This window comes from Capillimicrobium parvum (assembly GCF_021172045.1).
Classification (GTDB): Bacteria; Actinomycetota; Thermoleophilia; order Solirubrobacterales; family Solirubrobacteraceae; genus Capillimicrobium; species Capillimicrobium parvum.
In genome coordinates, this window is record NZ_CP087164.1 from 3,580,297 (window position 1) to 3,596,797 (window position 16,501).

The following is a 16,501-nucleotide window of genomic DNA, read 5'->3' on the forward strand; positions in this document are numbered from 1 at the left end:
GCTGCTCAAGCCGGACAACCCGAATGCTCGATCCGAAAGTTGGTCGCATCAGCAAATTCGGTCTTGACAATTTGGTCGGTCCGGCCATAGTTGGGGGGGTGGCACGCAACGTACCGGTCTCTGAGGCCAGCACTCAGCGCGCCGTCGACGCGACAGACGGACAGCCGACCAAGCGCGGTCGATACGCGGCCGGCAAGGAGACACGCCGCGCGATCCTCGTCGCGGCGAGCCGCCTGTTTTGCGAGCGAGGCATCGCCGGAGTCTCCAAGCCGGACATCGCGCACGAGGCCGGCGTGTTCCCGAGCCAACTCGGCTACTACTTCGGCACCAAGGAGGCGCTGTTCGTGGAGGCAGCGTGCCGCGACGTCCTTCATCTCGCCAGCGAGGTCGAACGGGCGGCGGCGCGAACGCGGACACCGGCCTCCTATGTCCGCTCGCTCGTACGAACCGCGCTCGACTCGGAGGCGTTGCTGTTCTTCGCCGAGGCTGTCCTGCTGGTCCGCATGCGTCCGGAGCTGGCAGCGCGGGTCACGGACGCCTTCGAGCGCCTGCATCGTGAGGGCGAGCGCGCCGTGGTGGAGAACCTCGTGGCCCGCGGCTGGCGGCTGCGCGCCAGCGCGGAAGCGGAAGCGCGCGGCTTCTGGGCCGCGCTGCTCGGCGTCACGCTCGAGCGGGCCGCATTCGGATCCGCCTTCCGACCCGCCACCGCCGAGGCGACGGTGCAGCTGGTCCTGAACCTCTACGACGTCCAAGCCAAGAACCCGAGATCGGAGATCGAGACATGACGACGGGTGTCGTTGACCACGAGCACACGCGCGACCCGTTCGCGCAGCAACGTCCCGTCCCGGACAACCTGATCTCGGACCTCAACGGCGTCAACGCCTTCTCTGCGGACATCATCGCCTCGGGCGTTATCGAGCAGCACGCGCCGTGGGCCTGGGACCGCGCCGAGCAACTCGGCGATCATGTGTGGGACCCGCGGGTGCTCAAGCTCGCCCGCGACGCCGAACGCAACCTCCCCCAGTTGCGCACCCTGGACCGGCTGGGCAACGAGGTCTACGACGTCGACTTCCACCCCGCCTACCACGAGCTGATGGCGTTGGGGTTCGGTAGCGGCGTGCACTCGCTGGCGTGGACGACCGACCAGTCGGGCGCTCACGCGGCCCGCGCGGTGCTCTCCTACCTGTGGAACCAGATCGATGGGTCCACGGCGTGTCCGATCGGCATGGCGTACGCGTCGATCCCCATCCTGCGCAGCCAGTCGGAGCTCGCGCCCTGGGCCCGGGCGCTCGAGGCCGAGGGCTACGACCCTGCCGACATTCCGGTAGAGCGCAAGACCGCCGGCACGATCGGCTACTTCATGACCGAGAAGCACGGCGGCTCGGACCTGCGGGCGAACGTCACCGTCGCGCGGCCGGTGGGACCGCGCGGCCCGGGCGAGGCGTACCTCGTCAACGGGCACAAATGGTTCGCGTCGGTGCCGATGTCGGACGCCTACCTGACCGTCGCGCAGACCCAGGGCGGCGTCTCCTGCCTGCTGATCCCGCGGCGCCTGCCCGACGGCAGCCTCAACCGCATCCGGATCAACCGCCTCAAGGACAAGCTCGGCAACAAGGCCAACGCGTCGTCGGAGATCGAGTACCACGACGCGCACGCCTTCCTCGTCGGCGAGGAAGGGAAGGGCGTCCGGACGATCCTCTCATCCGCCGAGTACACGCGGCTTGACTTCGCCGTCGGCTCCGCTGGCCTGATGCGCGCCGCGCTGTCCCAAGCGCTCTACTACAACGACCACCGCAGCGCGTTCGGCTCGCCGCTGTCGCAGCTGCCGATCCAAGCGCCCGTGCTCGCCGACCTCGCGCTGGAATGGGCCGCCGCGGCGCACCTCGGTTTCCGCGTCGCGCGAGCCGAGGACGCCCCGGACAACCCCGCCGAGAAGCTGCTCCGCCGCCTGCTCACACCCGTGGCGAAGTACTGGAACTGCCGGCGCGTCCCGAGCGTGACCGAGGAGGTCATCCAGTCCATCGGCGGCAACGGCTACATCGAGGAACACCCCTGCCCCCGCTACTACCGGGAGGCGCCGCTCAACGCGATCTGGGAAGGCACCTCGAACATGATGGTGATGGACGTCGGGCGCGTCCTGACCCGCCACCCCGAGGCCTTCGCACCGGTGCGCGACGTGATCCGCCCCGCTGCCGCCGAACACCCGCTGCTGGCCGACGCCCTCGCCGAGATCGAGGAGCTGGTCCTCGCGCCCGAGGACACCGCGCGGTACCTCGTCACTCGTATCGCCCTCGCCGTCCAAGCCGCGCTCCTGGTCGAGCACGCGCCGACGGTCGTGGCCGACGCGTTCATCGCCTCGCGCCTGGGCTCCGGCTGGGGCCCGGTCTACGGCACGCTCCGCGGCCTCGACTTCCAGGCGATCATCGACTTCGCCCGACTCGCCTGACGAAGCGCGCGTCAGAGCGGGAGCCCGCGCGCGCCTACGACGTCCTTCATCACCAGCGTCGACGTCAGTCGCTGCTCCCGTGGAAGTGCCGCCAGCTGCTCGTCGTAGATGCGGCGGTAAGCGTCAAGATCCGACTGTCCCCACCGGCGAGCGTCAGCGGTTCGTGCTGTGCGAGCGCGCCGCGCTGCCCGTCGAGCGCGCCGACGTCGGCGCGGCGCCACGGCGACGTCTCACGGTCGCATCGGCGCATGCAGCTCGAGTTCGCTGATCGCAGCGGGACTGGAGTTCCCCCGCTCCTTCGCACAGTGATCTGACCCCGCTTCCGTGGAGTCGCGGTTCTAGAGTCCTGCCGGCAGTCCGGAGGACACGATGCCCCGCAGCTACCCACCCGAAGTCCGTCGCCAGGTCGTCGAGCTCGCGCGCGCCGGGACACGCGTCAAGCAGCTCGCCAAGACGTTCGGGATGACCGAGGCGACGATCTACAACTGGGTCAAGCCAGGACAAGATCGACCGTGGCGAACAGGCTGGCCTGACGACCGACCAAGCGATCGAGCTCGCCGCCGCGAAACAACGAATCCGGCAGCTCGAAACCGAGCTGGCCGTCGCTCGCAAAGTCAACGAGATCTTCCTCGATCAAGACCTGGCCCCAAAAGCCTCTACCCGGTGATCGACGCTCTGACCGGGCAGGGCATCGACGTCCAACACGCGTGTCGGACCCTCGGCGTCTCACCGTCGGGCTACTACGCCTGGAAGGACCGTCCGACATCACCGCGGCAGCTGCGACGCATCTGGCTGGCTGGCGAGATCGCCGACGTCCACAAGGCCTCAGGCGGCACCTACGGCGCGCTGCGCGTGACAGCGGAGCTCAACCACGGGCGCGGCATTCACGTCGGCCACAACGCCGTGTCGCTGATCATGCGCGAGCTCGGCATCAAAGGCCTACCCACACGACGGCTGCCCAAGGGCGCCAAGCTCGCCACGGTCACATCGCTGGACCTCGTCGGCCGCCAGTTCCGCCGCGATCACCCCGACCAATTGTGGATGACCGACATCACCGAGCACCCCACGCGCGAAGGCAAGATCTACTGCTGCGTCGTGCTGGACGCCTTCTCGCGCTTCGTCGTCGGCTGGGCCGTCGACAGCACCCAGACCACGACACTGGTGCTCAACGCGCTCGGCATGGCGATCCGGCGGCGCAACGGCCCGTCAAAGCGGGGGAACTCCAGCCCGAGATGAGGGCGCGCTGCGCTCCGGCGCCAAGACCGCCGCCGAGCTCAAGCGCGAGAACGAGATTTCGCTCCCCTCGCGCGCGGCGCGCGCGTGAACCTCGCTGCGGCGCGCTCGCTCGGTTAGGCCGGCCATGCAGCCACTGGACGACGGCGACGCGACGCCTGAAGAAGCGGCGGTGCTCGGCTTCCCGCCGCCGTACGTGATTGTGCGCGGCGTCCGGGTCACCGGCCGACAAAGCGACGGTGCGGCTGCTGACCAACGACCGACCGATGCTCGAGCCGTACACCCGTCATCTGCAGTCGCACCAACCACCGCTGGTACCCCGAGTCGGGGCAGGGGGTATCGGGTTCAACGCGCCTCGAGACACCCGCGACAAGACGATCGCGCTCGGCTGGACGCCGTAGCGGCGGTTAGGCGTACTTGCGGGGAGTGCCTGGAGGACCGAGGCGCTCGGGCCGCTCGCCGACCTCGATCAACGCCTGGCGCGATGCCGGATCGCGCGGCAGTGTCCGAGGCGCCTTCTCGGCCGCTGCGATGGCAGCGCCAATCGCTCCGCCGGGACGTTTGGCGGCGATCTCCCAATAAGAGCGCACGGCTGCGTCGCGGGCGAGACGTCCAGCTCGACGACGCGGTCTGGCGCTTCGAGCGCGGCACGGGCCGCCCCACGCAGCGCCTGGCGGTCGAGTCCGTCCCGCTCCGCGACGCGGTCGAGCAGCTCGAGATGACCCTCTGGGTTGAGCAACTCGATGTTGGCCGACCGCCTATCCGCCAGCGCGACCTGGCAGTACGAGTCGTCGATCGGCTCGTCGGCGCCGTCCCAGTGCTCGGCCTGGACCAGATCGATCGAGAGCGCGTCGGCCTCCCTGTCGTGCTCGGCTCGCATCAACGACGAGCCTAGAACCCCGGTCGGCCAGCTGTCAGGTCGTCATCCCGGTCGGCGGCGGTGGGACGTCGGCCACCGTCGATCGAGAGATCGGCTCCGCTCCCGCCGGCGGCCACGACTCACAGAACAGGCACGCGATGCGTCCCTCAGGTCGAGCGGCGCTCGGAGCGACCAAGCCTGCCCAGCCCTCGGCGTGCAGCTGGTCGCCGACGTCCTGATAAGCGGACCACGTGCGACGGCTCGGCCGGGGTCGTTCCAGGCCGACGCGCGCGGGACGGTCCGGCGAGCTCAGGTCGGCCAGCGTGACGTCGACGCTCCAGACGTGCAGCTCAAACGGGACACCGAAGCGCGGCGGTATCCCGCGCTCGGCGAGCAGGCGGTACCACTCGGCGACCGCCGTGTCTGGCTCGTCGGCGAGATACAGGCCGCTGGCGACGGCCGCGCGCAGCCACCGGCCATCCGTCGGCCGGGCCGGTCGGCCGAGCAGTTCGGACGGGTGCGGGCTGTGGCGAACCGCCTGCCACGCGACCGGCACGGGATCGACGTCGAGCACCGCGGCTCAGGTAACGCCGTACTCGATCTCGCCGATCAGCTGCGCGACCGAGCGGTAGTCGCCCTGTGCGAGACGCTCGATCGGCTTGTCATCGTCGAGGACCTCCAGCGGGCGCGACAGCCAGATCGGGATGTACTCCGGATCCATCACCCGCGCCAAGCGATCGGTGATCTCGACCAGCTCGATCAGCCGATCGGCGCGCGAGCCCGTCGGAACACTGCGGCCGGCCAGCCAATCGCGCGCCGTGCTCGGCGCGGCACCGGTGGCCTCGGCAATCAATCGATCGCTGAGGTGACGGGCGTCGTGGACGCGCTGCGCTTCGGTGAGGAGGGCACTCACAGGACAGATCCTACCTTCTCCGTCGTGATTCCCGCAGGATTCCGCGACTAGCCAATCGCTCGATTCGGCTCCATGGACATTGGTTCGGTCTCTCGGCGCAGGAGCGCCGACAGCTTGTCAGCCGCGTCATACCGGGGAACGTGGTGCACGTAGATCATCGTCGTGCTGACGTCCTCATGGCCCATGTACGCCTTCACGTCGGTCAGTGGGAACGCCTGCACGGCGAGCGTGCCGAACGTGTGCCGCAGGTCGTGGAAGACGATCGGGTCCTCCCCGGTGCGCAGCGATCCGAGCCCGGCCTCCGTCAGTGCGTCGTAGAAGCCGTTGCGGATCGTGTAGTCCTGGAGGTGCCGGCCCCACTCGTCGCAGAACACGAGGCTGTCCGGGCAACGTTGGCCTCGCGCCGACTGAGCGCGTCCAGGGCTACAAGCGCCTGGTCGACCATCGGCACCGACCGGACCTTGCCCGACCTCGGCGCGCGCTCCTCCCCACCGGTGAAGTTGCGCCGCACGAACAGCGACCGCTTGGCGAAGTCGACGTCGCGCCACCGCAGGGCCCGCAGCTCACCCATGCGTAATCCGCTGTACGCGGCCACCACGATGATCGTCCGGAGTAACTCGCCGGCCGCCGCGGCGGCGACCGCGTCGACCTGCGCCGACGTCAGGACGTTGAACTCGCCGGAGCGCTTGAACGTGATCCGCTCGGCATCAGCGGCGGCGTTGTACTCGACCCACTTGCGCCGCTTGGCCCGTTTGAGGATCGCGTGCAGCATCACCATGTGCTTCTGCAACGTCCGTCGAGCCAGGCGCCCACCCGCGAGGACCTGCTCGCGGTACGCGTCGATGTCATCGGTCGTGATCGTGTTGACCAGTCGCTCGGCGCCGAAGTGCGGGACCAGTTGGTTGTAGGCCGTGTTGCGGTAGTCGCGCACCGTCGTCGGCGCGCGCTCGCGGTCGTACTGGACGTAGCACAGCCACTCGTCGACGGCGACCTCGAAGCTCACCGTCGGCTTGGGTGGCGGAGGCGGCGGGTTGATCACCAGGTCGGCCAGCAGCAGCTGCAGCTGGTCCTGGGCCTCGCGCGGCGTCAGCCAGTCCCCTTCAGGCTTCGGTCCGTGGGCTCCTCGCCAGCGCGGCGCTCCGCGGTCCGTCGTCCCGTACTGCTTGACCCACGCCTTCCCCAGGCGCTTCTTGTGGCGCTTGCCGGTCGCGTCGCGCCACAGCGCGACGAACCGCCGGCCTTCGCTGGTCTCGTAGACCTGGAGGTGTCCCGAGGGTCTCACGCGTGGTTCCCAAGGAGGCGATTGCGGTTCCCTGGAAGGCATTTAGGGAACCGCAGTGGGGAACCGCGGCGCCGATTTCTCGACGGATGTTCGAGAGCCTGGCCCTGGAAAGCCAAATATCTAGTGGGCCGGGCAGGACTCGAACCTGCGTCCGACGGATTATGAGTCCGCTGCTCTGACCAACTGAGCTACCGGCCCGCGGCCCGCCGAGCCTAGCGGCGGACGGGCCGGCAACCCGTCACGGTCAGGTGTTCTTCGACGAGGTGTCCTTGGACGACGGGTCCTTCGTGACCTTCGCCACCGCGCGCTCGAGCTCGCCGACCGAGACCGCGCCCTCGAAGCGATCCGCGATCCGCCCCTCCCGGTCGATGACGAAGATCCACGGCTCCGTCGGGAGCCGCCAGTCGTTGACCTGCGACGTGAAGCCGTCGTCGACGCGGTTGTTGTTGTAGATCTCCTGCTGGATGAACGTCGCCTTGTCGCCGTAGTCGGACTGGACCTGCATCGCGACGTCGACGACCGGGCCGCAGATGCGGCTCTGGCACAGCTGGGGCGTCGCGAACACCAGGACGACCGGCTTCTTGCCGAGCACGGAATGCAGGTCGGTCTGCAGCATCGGCTCGGCGGGCGGCACGCGCGTGGAGATCTTCGCCGCGTCGCCGCCGACGGACGTGATCGTCGGGGTGTGGACGTCGATCGCCTTGTCGCCCACCTCCGGCGGCAGGCCCTTCTGGCCCTTGCGTGGGATCGTGAGCTCGAAGCCGGTGGTCGCGACGACCCGGCCGTCGAGCCGGGCGACGCCGGTGATGACCCGCTTGCCCGACCGCGGGATGGGCACCTCGGCGACGTAGATGGTCTTGGCCGCCTCGGGGTCCTGTGCCGTGTTGCGCGACTCGAACTGCGGCTTGACCTTCAGCGACTCGGTGTGGGCGAGATACGGACCCCGGACGTTGCCGCCGTCGTGGTCGGTCGTGTAGAGGGCGACGTCGGCCCCGCTCAGCAGCTTGTTCGCCCGGTCGCGCAGGGCGAACGCCACCCGGTTCTCGCCCACGTGCAGGGACGCCGCGGTGGTCGGCGCGAGGATCGGGCCCTTCGGCAGCCCCTCGCGCAGACTCATCAGGGTCTTGCCCTTCGCGGCCGGGAAGTCCTCGGCGCGAGCGGACGGTTGGGGGGTCGGCGGCGGCTCCGAGCTGTCGCCGTTCGAGCCGCAACCCACGACGAACAGCGCAGCGAGAACCACAACGAGCGGCAGGACGCGACGCATGAAGCCGAGACGATAGGTGGTTTGATGCGCGAATCCGCCAGATGACCCCGAGGAGACCCTGAAATGCCCGATCGCGCCGCCATCGTCACCGGAGCGTCGACCGGAATCGGCAACGCCCTCGCCGAGATGCTCGGCTCCGAGGGCTACGCCCTGACCGTCAACAGCCGGCGCGCGGAGAAGCTCGAGCCGGCCGTCGAGGCGCTGCGCGCGAAGGGCTACGAGGTTGAGGCGGTCGCCGGGAGCGTGGCGGACGAGGAGGTCGTCAAGGAGGTCGTCGCCAGGCACCGCGAGCGCTTCGGCCGCCTCGACGTGCTCGTCAACAACGCGGGCGTCGGCGCCGGCCAGGCGATCGGGGAGCTGTCGACGAAGATGCTCGACCTGCAGCTCGGAGCGAACTTCCGCCACATCCCGCTCTTCTACCGCGAGACGCTCGACCTGCTCGAGGCGGCCGCCGCGGAGCACAAGAACGCGCTCGTCATCAACACGTCGTCGATCTCGGGCAAGCGCGGCGAGGCGTGGCTTTCGGTCTACTCCGCCACGAAGCACGCCGTCGTCGGCTTCACCGAGGCGATGAACAAGGAGCTCGGCGAGCGCTACATCAAGTCCACCGCGCTGTGCCCGGCGTTCGTGGACACGCCGATGACCGACTTCCTCGCGGGCCAGGTCTCCACCGATCAGATGGTCCAGACGAGCGACATCGTCGCCCTGGTGCGCCCGCTGCTGAACCTCTCGCCCGGCTGCACGGTGCCCGAGCTGATCTTCGAGCAGACCGGCTTCAAGATCGGTCAGGCGATGTAGTCCGGCGCCGGCGCGGTCTCCTCCGCGCCCGCCAGCCAGCCCCAACCGGTGGCCTGCGCCTCCCGCGCACGCCGCTCGCGCGCCGTGCGCTGGTGGTCCGCGATGGCGCCGTCGAAGTCCGCGTCGTCGACCATCGTCGCCTGCAGGAGACCCTCGAGGGTCCGCAGCTCGCGCCTGGTGGCGCGGCGCGGGCGGCGCGCGCGGGCGAAACGGTCCCACGCGTGCGCGAACGCGATGAAGTCCGTGCGGCCACCCGCCCGATGCGCCGCGAGCATCGGGCAGACGCCGCCGCTCCGGTCGGTGTAGGCGCCGGAGATGATGTCGTTGGACCGGATGCCCTCGAGCATCGCGACACGCGTGTGCCGGGGCAGACACCTGACGGCCAGCCGGAGATCCTCACGGGCACTGCGGCGCATAGAGTGCCGATTCTCCTGCCTCCGCAAGGAGATGTTCAAGCGATGAAGCTCGGCGTGCATATCGGCTACTGGGGCCTCGGACTGACCTCCGCGGACCAGCTCGCGATCGTCCAGGAGGCCGAGCGCCTTGGCTACGACTCGGTCTGGACCGCGGAGGCGTACGGCTCCGACGCCGCGACCGTCCTCGGCTGGCTGGCGGGGCTGACGACGACGATCAAGCTCGGCGCGGCGATCTTCCAGATGCCCGGGCGCTCGCCGGCGATGACGGCGATGACCGCGGCGACGATCGACCAGCTGTCGGGCGGGCGGATGCTGCTCGGGATCGGGTCGAGCGGGCCGCAGGTCAGCGAGGGCTGGCACGGCGTGCGCTTCGGCCGGCAGCTGCAGCGCACGCGCGAGTACGTCGCGGTGGTGCGCAAGGCGCTGGCGCGCGAACGGCTCGAGTTTCACGGCGAGACGATCGACCTGCCGCTGCCCGACGGGCCGGGCAAGGCGTTGAAGCTGACGATCGCGCCGGTGCAGGACGACATGCCGATCTACCTTGCGGCGATCGGGCCGAAGAACACGGCGCTGGCGGGCGAGATCGCCGACGGCTGGCTGCCGACCCTCGTCGCGCCCGAGCACATGAACGTCCTGCGCGAGAACCTCGAGGAGGGCGCCGCACGCGCCGGGCGCACGCTCGAGAACTTCGACATCGCCCCCACCGTCCAGCTGAACATCAGCGACGACGTCGAGGCCGCCCGCGACGCGCTGCGTCCGTTCATCGCGCTGTACGTCGGCGGGATGGGCTCGCGCAAGCAGAACTTCTACAACCAGATCGTGCGCCGCTACGGCTACGAGGACGCCGCGATCAGGATCCAGGACCTCTACCTCGACGGCCGCAAGGAGGAGGCGGCAGCGGCGATCCCGGGCGAGCTCATCGACCAGATCGCGCTCGTCGGGCCGCCCGAGCAGGTGCGCGAGCGGCTCGACGCCTACCGCGAGGCGGGCGTCGGCACCCTCGGCGTGTCGCCGTTCGCGTTCACCCGCGACGACCGGCTCTCGCAGCTGCGCACGCTGGCCGAGCTCGCGGGCTGAGGCCCTGCGTGGCGCGGCTGTTCCTCGGCGCGTTCGGCGACCCCGGGCACGCATTCCCGATGATCGCGCTCGGCCGCGAGCTCGCGGCGCGCGGCCACGACGTGACGCTGCAGACGTGGGTGAAGTGGCAGGCGCACGTCGAGCGCGAGGGCATGCGCTTCGCACCCGCGCCGGAGTACCACGTGTTCCCGACGCTCGAGCGGCCTCTGAAGCCCTACGAAGCGGTGGTGCGCGCGACGCACGACTCGATGCCGCAACTGGAGGCCGCGCGCCCCGATGCCGTGGTGGCCGACATCCTCACGCTCGCGCCGGCGCTCGCGGGCGAGCGGCTCGGGCTGGCGGTCGCGACGCTCATCCCCCACGTCGACCCGCGCGGCGCCGACGGCTTCCCGCCGTACTCGATGGGAGCGCGTCTGCCGCGGACGGCGGCGGGGCGCGCGCTGTGGCGCGAGCTCGATCGCGTGGTGCGGCGGGGCGTCGAGCTCGGCCGCCGGGAGCTCAACGAGACGCGCCGCCGGCTCGGGCTGCCCGCGCTCGACCGGGTGCACGGCGGGATCAGCGACCGGCTGGCGCTCGTCGCGACGTTCCCGCAGCTCGAGTATCCGCGGGCATGGCCGGCGAGCACGCACGTCGTCGGCCCGCTGCAGTGGGAGCAGCCGTTCGGCGACGTCGAGCTGCCCCCGGGCGACGGCCCGCTCGTGCTCGTCGCGCCGTCCACGGTGCAGGACCCGTCGCATCGGCTGCTGCGGGCGACGGTCGAGGGACTCGCGGACGAGCCCGTGCGGGTGCTGGCGACGACGAACCGGCGGCCGCTCGAGCAGCCGCTGGAGCTCCCGGACAACGCGCGGCTCGTGGAATGGGTGAGCTACGCGCGGACGATGCCCGCGTGCGACGTGGTCGTCTGCCACGGCGGGCACGGCACGGTCGTGCGCGCGCTGAGCAGCGGGTGCGCGGTCGTGTGCTGCCCGGCGGGCGGCGACATGAACGAGAACGCCGCCCGGGTGGACTGGGCCGGCGCGGGCGTCCGGCTGCCGCGGCGGTTCGCGGCGGCGCAGCCTGTCCGACTGGCCGTTCGGCGGGCAATGCGCGAGCCGACGCTGCGGGCCCGCGCGCGGCAACTGCAGACGTGGGCGGCCGAGCACGACGGCGCGGCGCGGGCGGCGAGCCTCGTGGAGGCATTCGCACCCGCGCCGCGCGCGACGTCGTGACGCCGTGACGCCGTGACGCCGTGACGCCGTGACGCCGTGACGCCGGCGGTCTAGCTGCTGACCTGCTCCTTCGTGTAACGGACGCTCTCGGCGGCCGAGTCCTTGAGCTCGCCGGCGTGCTCGCCCGCGGACTCCTGGGCGGCGTCGCGGGCGCCCTGCACCGCGTCCTGGGCGACCTGCTTGCCGTGCTCGAGCGCCTCCTGTCCGGTGTCGCGCATCTGCTGCTTGACCTCGTCGGCCATGGGCCCGAGCTTCTCGTGCTCCATGCGCGACTCGGGGATCAGCATGCCGGCGAGGAAGCCGACCGCGACGGCGCCGACGGCGAGCCCGAGGGGGTTCTCCTGGGCGATGCCGACCGCCTTGCGAGCCTGGCCCTTGATCTGGTCGCTGTCGGGTGTGGCGCCGGAGATGGAGTCCCCGACCCCGGTGATCTTCTCCTTCACGCTGTCGACCTTCCCCTGGACGTTCTCTTTCGCCCGAGACTTGACGTCGGCCTTGTACCCGAGCGCGTCGATGGTCTCGCCCATCTCCTGGCGGGTCTGTTCTATTTCGTCGCGGATCGTGCTCGGGTCTTGGCCCATCGCGCGTCCTCCTTCACGGTTTCGATGGTTTGCTCCGGCACTGGCGGGCCCGCCTCCTTGAAGCGGTCCCTGCCTCTGAGGGCGAGCACGCCGGCGATGGCTCCGTAGACGAGCGCCACGATCAGCGCCGCCAGCCACCCCGCCATGGCGAGGTCGAGGGCGAGGATGATCGCCGCCGTCAGTGCCCCGAGAGCGAGGAGGCCGACGACGCCGGCGCCGCCGAACAGCCCGGCACCGACACCCGCCTCCTTGCCCTTCTGGGTCGCCTCGGCCTTCGCGAGCTCGAGCTCCTGGCGCACCAGGGTCGCGGTCTCCTCGGAGAGCCGCTTGAGCAGCTCGCCGATGGACTGCTCGCGCAGGTCGTCGTGGTCGGTGGCCATGGTCAGCGGCTCCGCACCGGGTCTCTCGACGGCGTGGCCGGGTCACCGAGGCCGCCCGGGCCCTCGGGCGTCGGGGCGGTGCCGCCGCTGGTCGCCGGGGTGGCGAGCGGCGTGCTGCCGGCCGGCGGCGGGACGGCCGCCTCATCGGCACGCGACGGCGTGCTGTACGCCCCGGCGCCGGCGCCGCTGCTGCCGCCGCCGTACGGACCGGCGCCCGAGGCGCCGACCGTGCGCGGGAGCTGCGTGAGGCCCCTCGAGCTGCCGCCGCCGCTCGAGCGGTAGCGCTCGCGGCTGGACGCCTTCAGGAAGCGCGAGGCGGCGAAGCCGATCGCGATGCCGCCCACGACGACCGCCCACGGGTTGTTGCGCGCCATGCGCTCGACGTCGTCGAGGATGCTCTGGCCGTCGCTGTCGCGCAGGTAGGAGCCGAGCCGCTCGGCGCGGTCGGCCGCCTGCTCGGCCATCTTCGCCGGCCCCTCCTTGCCCTGCTGGCGAAGCTGCTCAGCGATGGAGCGGACGTCCTGGGCCTGCTGGCCGACCTTCTCGCCGAACTCCGTCGAGCGCTCGTCGACCATGCCACGCGCCTTGTCGCGCGCCTGCCCACCGACCTCCTGCGCCTTCTCCTGCACCTGCTCCTTCGCTTCGTCCAGGCGCCCCTGATCGGTCCCCGGATGTCCCCTGCTGGCGGTGTCCGTCATCGGCCACTCCCCCTTCGTCGTTGCGAGCCGTGGCGCCTGATTACCCAGCAAAAAGGCCCTCAACGGGCCGTGTCAGATGCCGAACGACGGTTCGAGACGAAGGTTTGCGAACGGGCCGTTCTGGGTGGGTATCCCGATTTCGCGCCGGCTGGCGAAAGCGCGGTTGACCGTGCTGGACGACAGAGGCCGCCCCGGAGGGCGGCCTCGTGAGCTCGGGGGGTGGGACTCGAACCCACAACGACTCGGTTAACAGCCGAGCATTCTGCCATTGAATTACCCCCGACCGATCTCCCCCCATAGGGTAGTCATACCTGTGGTCGGCTGGAAGTCAGGGCGCCTTGAGCCCTGCTTCGGGCCCATGGGGTCAGGCGAGGGACCGCTCCATCGCGGCGTCGAGCTCGGCCCGCAGCACGATGCGGCGGCGGGCCAGCTCCTCCCGCTGACCCGTCTCAGCGCGGGCGATCTGGCGCTCGACCACGGCGAGCTCCAGCTGGACGCGCTCCACGTCGAGCGTCGCCGCCGTGACGGTCTGGGCTCCTCCTCGCGCGACCAGCTCGCGTATCAGCGCCGCGAGCTCGTCGTCGTCCGGCGGCAGGTCGTCGAGCGGTGACGCGAGGTGGTCGCGCAGCCACAGTGCGGCGCGGCGGTTCAGCGCGTCCGTGAAGTGCTTCTCGGGGTCGATGTCCGCCAGGTGGGCGCCGCCCGTGTCCGGCAGCGCGATGCACAGGGCGAGAAACCAGCGCTCGGTCGCGGTCCGCCGGTCCACGCCGCGCGGCGAACGCCCCGCGCCCGCCCCCAGCCCCCCGCGCGGCTCCTCCGGCCCCGGGTCGCCGTCGCCGTCGCCGCCGTTGACCCCGCGGCCGGCCGGTGCGGCTACGGGCCGGCTCTCGCCGTCGCCCCCGCTCCTCGCGTACAGCAGCCGACGCGCCAGCTCCGCCGAGATGTCCAGCCGATCGGCGACCATCGCCACCAGCTCCTCCTGCAGCACGCTGGCCCCCAGGGTCGCGAACGCCGGCCGCAGCGCCTCGATCGCCCGGTCCTTGCCCTCCGCGCTCGTCAGGTCGCCCAGCGCCAGCGTCCGCTCCACCCGGAAGCGCACGAACGGCACGGACCGCGCGACCAGGGAGCGCATCGCGTCCGCGCCGTCCGTCAGCACGACGTCGGCCGGATCGCGCCCCGCCGGCAGCGGGACCACCCGGAGCTCCAGTCGCCGCCCCGCCGCGACCCGCGCCGCGCGCAGCATCGCGTCCTGCCCGGCGTCGTCGGCATCGAGCGCGAGCTGCACGGTCGGCGCCATCCGGCCCAGCTCGACGATCTGCTCCTCGGTCAGCGCGGTCCCCATCGAGGCGACCGCGTTCGCCACCCCCGCCTGGCGCAGCGCGACGACGTCCGTGTAGCCCTCGCAGACGATCACCACGCCCGCCTTGGCCGCGGAGGCCCGCGCCAGATGGGCCCCGTAGACGATGGAGCCCTTGTGGAACAGCCCGCGCTTCTCCGACGTGTTGAGGTACTTCGGCCGCTGCTCGGGGCTGAGCGCGCGGGCACCGAACCCGAGCACCCGCCCGCGCACGTCGCACAGCGGGAACATCACGCGGCCGCGGAAGTAGTCGTGCAGGCGCCCGCCGTCGCGCCCGCGCGTCGCGAGGCCGGCGTCGTAGAGCTCGCGAGCCTGGAAGCCCGCCTTCTGGGACTGCAGGAACACCGTGTCCCACCGGCTCGGCGCGTAGCCGACGCGGAACTCGCGCAGCGTCGCCTCGGACAGCCCGCGGTCGGCCAGGTACTTCCGCGCGCGCACCGCCTCGCGCCCCTCCCACAGCATCCGCTCGTAGAACGTCGCGGTGCGGTCGAGCAGCTCGAGCAGCCTGTCGCGGGCGCGGCGGCGCTCGGCCGCCGCCGGATCCTCGTCCTCGACCTCGAGCTCGATCCCGTGCCGGTCGGCGAGCAACTCGAGCGCGCCCACGAAGTCGACTCCCTCGGTCAGCTCGATGAACGAGAACAGGTCGCCCTGCTCGCCGCACCCGAAGCAGTGGAAGACCTTCTTGGCGGCATCCACCGAGAACGAGGGCGTGCGCTCGTCGTGGAAGGGGCACAGCCCCATGAACCCACTGCCGGACGTGCGCCGCAGCTCGGTCTTGGCGCTCACCAGTGAGACGAAGTCGACCGCGTCGCGGACCTTCTCCTTGGCATCGTCGCGGTAGCGCGGCACGCGGCCAGCGTATCCCCCGGACCGCCCCTCGACGCGGCGCGGCGCGCGGTGGGCTCGTCGAGTCCGGCGGCCGGCGCACGCCGCCGCTGGGCCACGTGCTCCGTCAGCTGGCGAACGCGCGCGGCACCGTGAGGTCGGTGTACACCCGCAGGCAGTACCGGTCCGTCATCCCGGAGATCCAGTCGCAGACCCGGCGGGCGACGTCGTCGTCCGGCGACGCCGCGGGCGGCAGCTCGCCGGGATGCTCGGCGAAGTGGTGAAACAGCTCGGTGACGACCCGCTCGATCTTGACGTGCTCGTCGCGGGCGGGCGGAGCCAGGTACACGCGCTCGAACATGAACGTGCGCAGCGCGTCCATCGCCGGTCCGGCGACCGGTCCCTGCACGACGTCGCCGGCCCGCTCGGAGTGCTCGACGAGGTCGCGCACCAGGGCGTCGATCCGCCTCGCCCCGGTCGGGCCGAGCGCCTCGATCGGCTGCACCGGCAGGTCGCGCTCGGCCAGCACCCCGGCGCGCACCGCGTCGTCGATGTCGTGGTTGATGTAGGCGATGCGGTCGACGAGCCGCACGATGCGCCCCTCGAGCGAGGCCGGCGGCTCCATCCGCGAGGAGTGGCGCAGGATGCCGTCGCGCACGGGCTCGGTGAGGTTCAGCGCCTCCAGCACGTCGACCACGCGCAGGGACTGCTCGAAGTGCCGGAACCCCGGGTGGCCGGGGAAGCGCTCGCGCAGGCAGCGGTCCAGGGCCTCCTCGCCGATGTGGCCGAACGGCGGGTGACCGAGGTCGTGCCCCAGCCCGATCGCCTCGACCAGGTCCTCGTTGAGCGCCAGCGCCCGCGCGACGGTGCGGCTGACCTGCGTGACCTCGAGCGTGTGGGTCAGCCGGGTGCGGTAGTGGTCGCCCTCGGGGGCCACGAAGACCTGGGTCTTGTGCTTCAGCCGCCGGAAGGCCTTCGAGTGCACGATGCGGTCGCGGTCGCGCTGGAACGGGGTGCGGACCGGCGAGTCGTCCTCCGCGTAGGCACGACGCGCCGGGTAGGACCGCACCGCCCCGGGGCCGAGGAAGGCGTCCTCGAAGGCGCGCTGGCGGTCGGCGATGTTCACGCGATGACGATACCGGTCGATGAGTACCCCCGTCGGGT

Annotated in this window: 18 protein-coding genes, 2 tRNA genes and 1 pseudogene; 6 read left to right on the forward strand and 15 right to left on the reverse strand. The window is 71.2% G+C overall.

What is annotated here, in order from left to right; all coding sequences use genetic code 11:
* Positions 1 to 23 precede the first annotated feature (23 nt).
* Together DSM104329_RS17460 and DSM104329_RS17465 are read left to right on the forward strand one after the other, a co-directional pair.
* A complete protein-coding gene (locus tag DSM104329_RS17460) occupies positions 24 to 785 on the forward strand; it encodes a TetR/AcrR family transcriptional regulator C-terminal domain-containing protein (RefSeq protein ID WP_259311129.1) in 762 nt (253 codons plus the stop codon).
* Positions 782 to 2,446: an acyl-CoA dehydrogenase family protein gene (locus tag DSM104329_RS17465; protein ID WP_259311130.1), complete on the forward strand. Its 1,665-nt coding sequence runs from the start codon at positions 782 to 784 to the stop codon at positions 2,444 to 2,446. The genes DSM104329_RS17460 and DSM104329_RS17465 overlap by 4 nt, the downstream gene beginning before the upstream one ends.
* An 11-nt stretch (positions 2,447 to 2,457) precedes the next feature.
* Here the strand turns inward: DSM104329_RS17465 and DSM104329_RS29150 are convergent.
* A pseudogene (locus DSM104329_RS29150) lies at positions 2,458 to 2,577 on the reverse strand (AsnC family transcriptional regulator); the annotation flags it as partial.
* 238 nt (positions 2,578 to 2,815) lie between these two features.
* Here DSM104329_RS29150 and DSM104329_RS17470 point away from each other — a divergent pair.
* On the forward strand, positions 2,816 to 3,682 hold the full coding sequence (locus DSM104329_RS17470) for an IS3 family transposase (protein ID WP_259311131.1): 867 nt from the start codon (positions 2,816 to 2,818) through the stop codon (positions 3,680 to 3,682).
* Between the two features lie 466 nt (positions 3,683 to 4,148).
* Here the strand turns inward: DSM104329_RS17470 and DSM104329_RS17475 are convergent, their stop codons facing one another.
* The 7 genes from DSM104329_RS17475 to DSM104329_RS17505 all read right to left on the reverse strand — a co-directional run bounded on the left by DSM104329_RS17475 (position 4,149) and on the right by DSM104329_RS17505 (position 7,997).
* Positions 4,149 to 4,559, reverse strand: coding sequence for a hypothetical protein (locus DSM104329_RS17475; RefSeq protein ID WP_259311132.1), 411 nt, complete (start codon positions 4,557 to 4,559; stop codon positions 4,149 to 4,151).
* A gap of 34 nt (positions 4,560 to 4,593) precedes the next feature.
* Positions 4,594 to 5,112 (reverse strand): RES family NAD+ phosphorylase, encoded by a 519-nt coding sequence (locus DSM104329_RS17480; protein WP_259311133.1) that lies wholly within the window; start codon positions 5,110 to 5,112, stop codon positions 4,594 to 4,596.
* Between the two features lie 6 nt (positions 5,113 to 5,118).
* Entirely contained in the window at positions 5,119 to 5,451 is a 333-nt protein-coding gene (locus tag DSM104329_RS17485) for an antitoxin Xre/MbcA/ParS toxin-binding domain-containing protein (protein ID WP_259311134.1), read from the reverse strand.
* Positions 5,452 to 5,498: 47 nt separating this feature from the next.
* Positions 5,499 to 5,825: a tyrosine-type recombinase/integrase gene (locus DSM104329_RS17490; protein WP_259311135.1), complete on the reverse strand. Its 327-nt coding sequence runs from the start codon at positions 5,823 to 5,825 to the stop codon at positions 5,499 to 5,501.
* Positions 5,756 to 6,733, reverse strand: a complete 978-nt coding sequence (locus tag DSM104329_RS17495) for a tyrosine-type recombinase/integrase (protein WP_259311136.1) — start codon at positions 6,731 to 6,733, stop codon at positions 5,756 to 5,758. The genes DSM104329_RS17490 and DSM104329_RS17495 overlap by 70 nt, the downstream gene beginning before the upstream one ends.
* 124 nt (positions 6,734 to 6,857) lie before the next feature.
* A tRNA-Ile gene (locus tag DSM104329_RS17500) sits at positions 6,858 to 6,931 on the reverse strand.
* Positions 6,932 to 6,977: 46 nt separating this feature from the next.
* Positions 6,978 to 7,997 (reverse strand): TlpA family protein disulfide reductase, encoded by a 1,020-nt coding sequence (locus DSM104329_RS17505; RefSeq protein WP_259311137.1) that lies wholly within the window; start codon positions 7,995 to 7,997, stop codon positions 6,978 to 6,980.
* Between the two features lie 63 nt (positions 7,998 to 8,060).
* On the opposite strand from DSM104329_RS17505, the gene DSM104329_RS17510 reads away from it, so the two are divergent.
* Entirely contained in the window at positions 8,061 to 8,795 is a 735-nt protein-coding gene (locus tag DSM104329_RS17510; RefSeq protein WP_259311138.1) for an SDR family NAD(P)-dependent oxidoreductase, read from the forward strand.
* On the opposite strand, the gene DSM104329_RS17515 is transcribed toward DSM104329_RS17510, so the two are convergent.
* Entirely contained in the window at positions 8,783 to 9,142 is a 360-nt protein-coding gene (locus DSM104329_RS17515; RefSeq protein WP_259311139.1) for a hypothetical protein, read from the reverse strand. The genes DSM104329_RS17510 and DSM104329_RS17515 overlap by 13 nt on opposite strands.
* Positions 9,143 to 9,253: 111 nt before the next feature.
* Here DSM104329_RS17515 and DSM104329_RS17520 point away from each other — a divergent pair, with 111 nt between their 5' ends.
* Together DSM104329_RS17520 and DSM104329_RS17525 are read left to right on the forward strand one after the other, a co-directional pair.
* Positions 9,254 to 10,288 (forward strand): LLM class F420-dependent oxidoreductase, encoded by a 1,035-nt coding sequence (locus DSM104329_RS17520; RefSeq protein ID WP_259311140.1) that lies wholly within the window; start codon positions 9,254 to 9,256, stop codon positions 10,286 to 10,288.
* An 8-nt stretch (positions 10,289 to 10,296) separates the two neighbouring features.
* Positions 10,297 to 11,496 carry a glycosyltransferase gene (locus tag DSM104329_RS17525; protein ID WP_259311141.1) on the forward strand — a complete coding sequence of 400 codons (1,200 nt, stop codon included), beginning with the start codon at positions 10,297 to 10,299 and terminating at the stop codon, positions 11,494 to 11,496.
* A gap of 50 nt (positions 11,497 to 11,546) precedes the next feature.
* On the opposite strand, the gene DSM104329_RS17530 is transcribed toward DSM104329_RS17525, so the two are convergent.
* The 6 genes from DSM104329_RS17530 to DSM104329_RS17555 all read right to left on the reverse strand — a co-directional run bounded on the left by DSM104329_RS17530 (position 11,547) and on the right by DSM104329_RS17555 (position 16,463).
* The gene (locus DSM104329_RS17530; RefSeq protein ID WP_259311142.1) at positions 11,547 to 12,077 is read right to left on the reverse strand and encodes a DUF3618 domain-containing protein; all 531 of its coding nucleotides are present in this window, start codon (positions 12,075 to 12,077) and stop codon (positions 11,547 to 11,549) included.
* On the reverse strand, positions 12,041 to 12,457 hold the full coding sequence (locus DSM104329_RS17535; protein WP_259311143.1) for a phage holin family protein: 417 nt from the start codon (positions 12,455 to 12,457) through the stop codon (positions 12,041 to 12,043). The genes DSM104329_RS17530 and DSM104329_RS17535 overlap by 37 nt, the downstream gene beginning before the upstream one ends.
* A 2-nt stretch (positions 12,458 to 12,459) precedes the next feature.
* Positions 12,460 to 13,155: a hypothetical protein gene (locus tag DSM104329_RS17540; RefSeq protein WP_259311144.1), complete on the reverse strand. Its 696-nt coding sequence runs from the start codon at positions 13,153 to 13,155 to the stop codon at positions 12,460 to 12,462.
* A 211-nt stretch (positions 13,156 to 13,366) separates the two neighbouring features.
* Positions 13,367 to 13,438, reverse strand: a tRNA-Asn gene (locus DSM104329_RS17545).
* Between the two features lie 81 nt (positions 13,439 to 13,519).
* Positions 13,520 to 15,361, reverse strand: a complete 1,842-nt coding sequence (gene dnaG / locus DSM104329_RS17550; protein ID WP_259311145.1) for a DNA primase — start codon at positions 15,359 to 15,361, stop codon at positions 13,520 to 13,522.
* Between the two features lie 103 nt (positions 15,362 to 15,464).
* Complete coding sequence (locus tag DSM104329_RS17555) at positions 15,465 to 16,463, reverse strand: deoxyguanosinetriphosphate triphosphohydrolase (protein WP_259311146.1); 999 nt, start codon at positions 16,461 to 16,463, stop codon at positions 15,465 to 15,467.
* Positions 16,464 to 16,501: the final 38 nt, after the last annotated feature.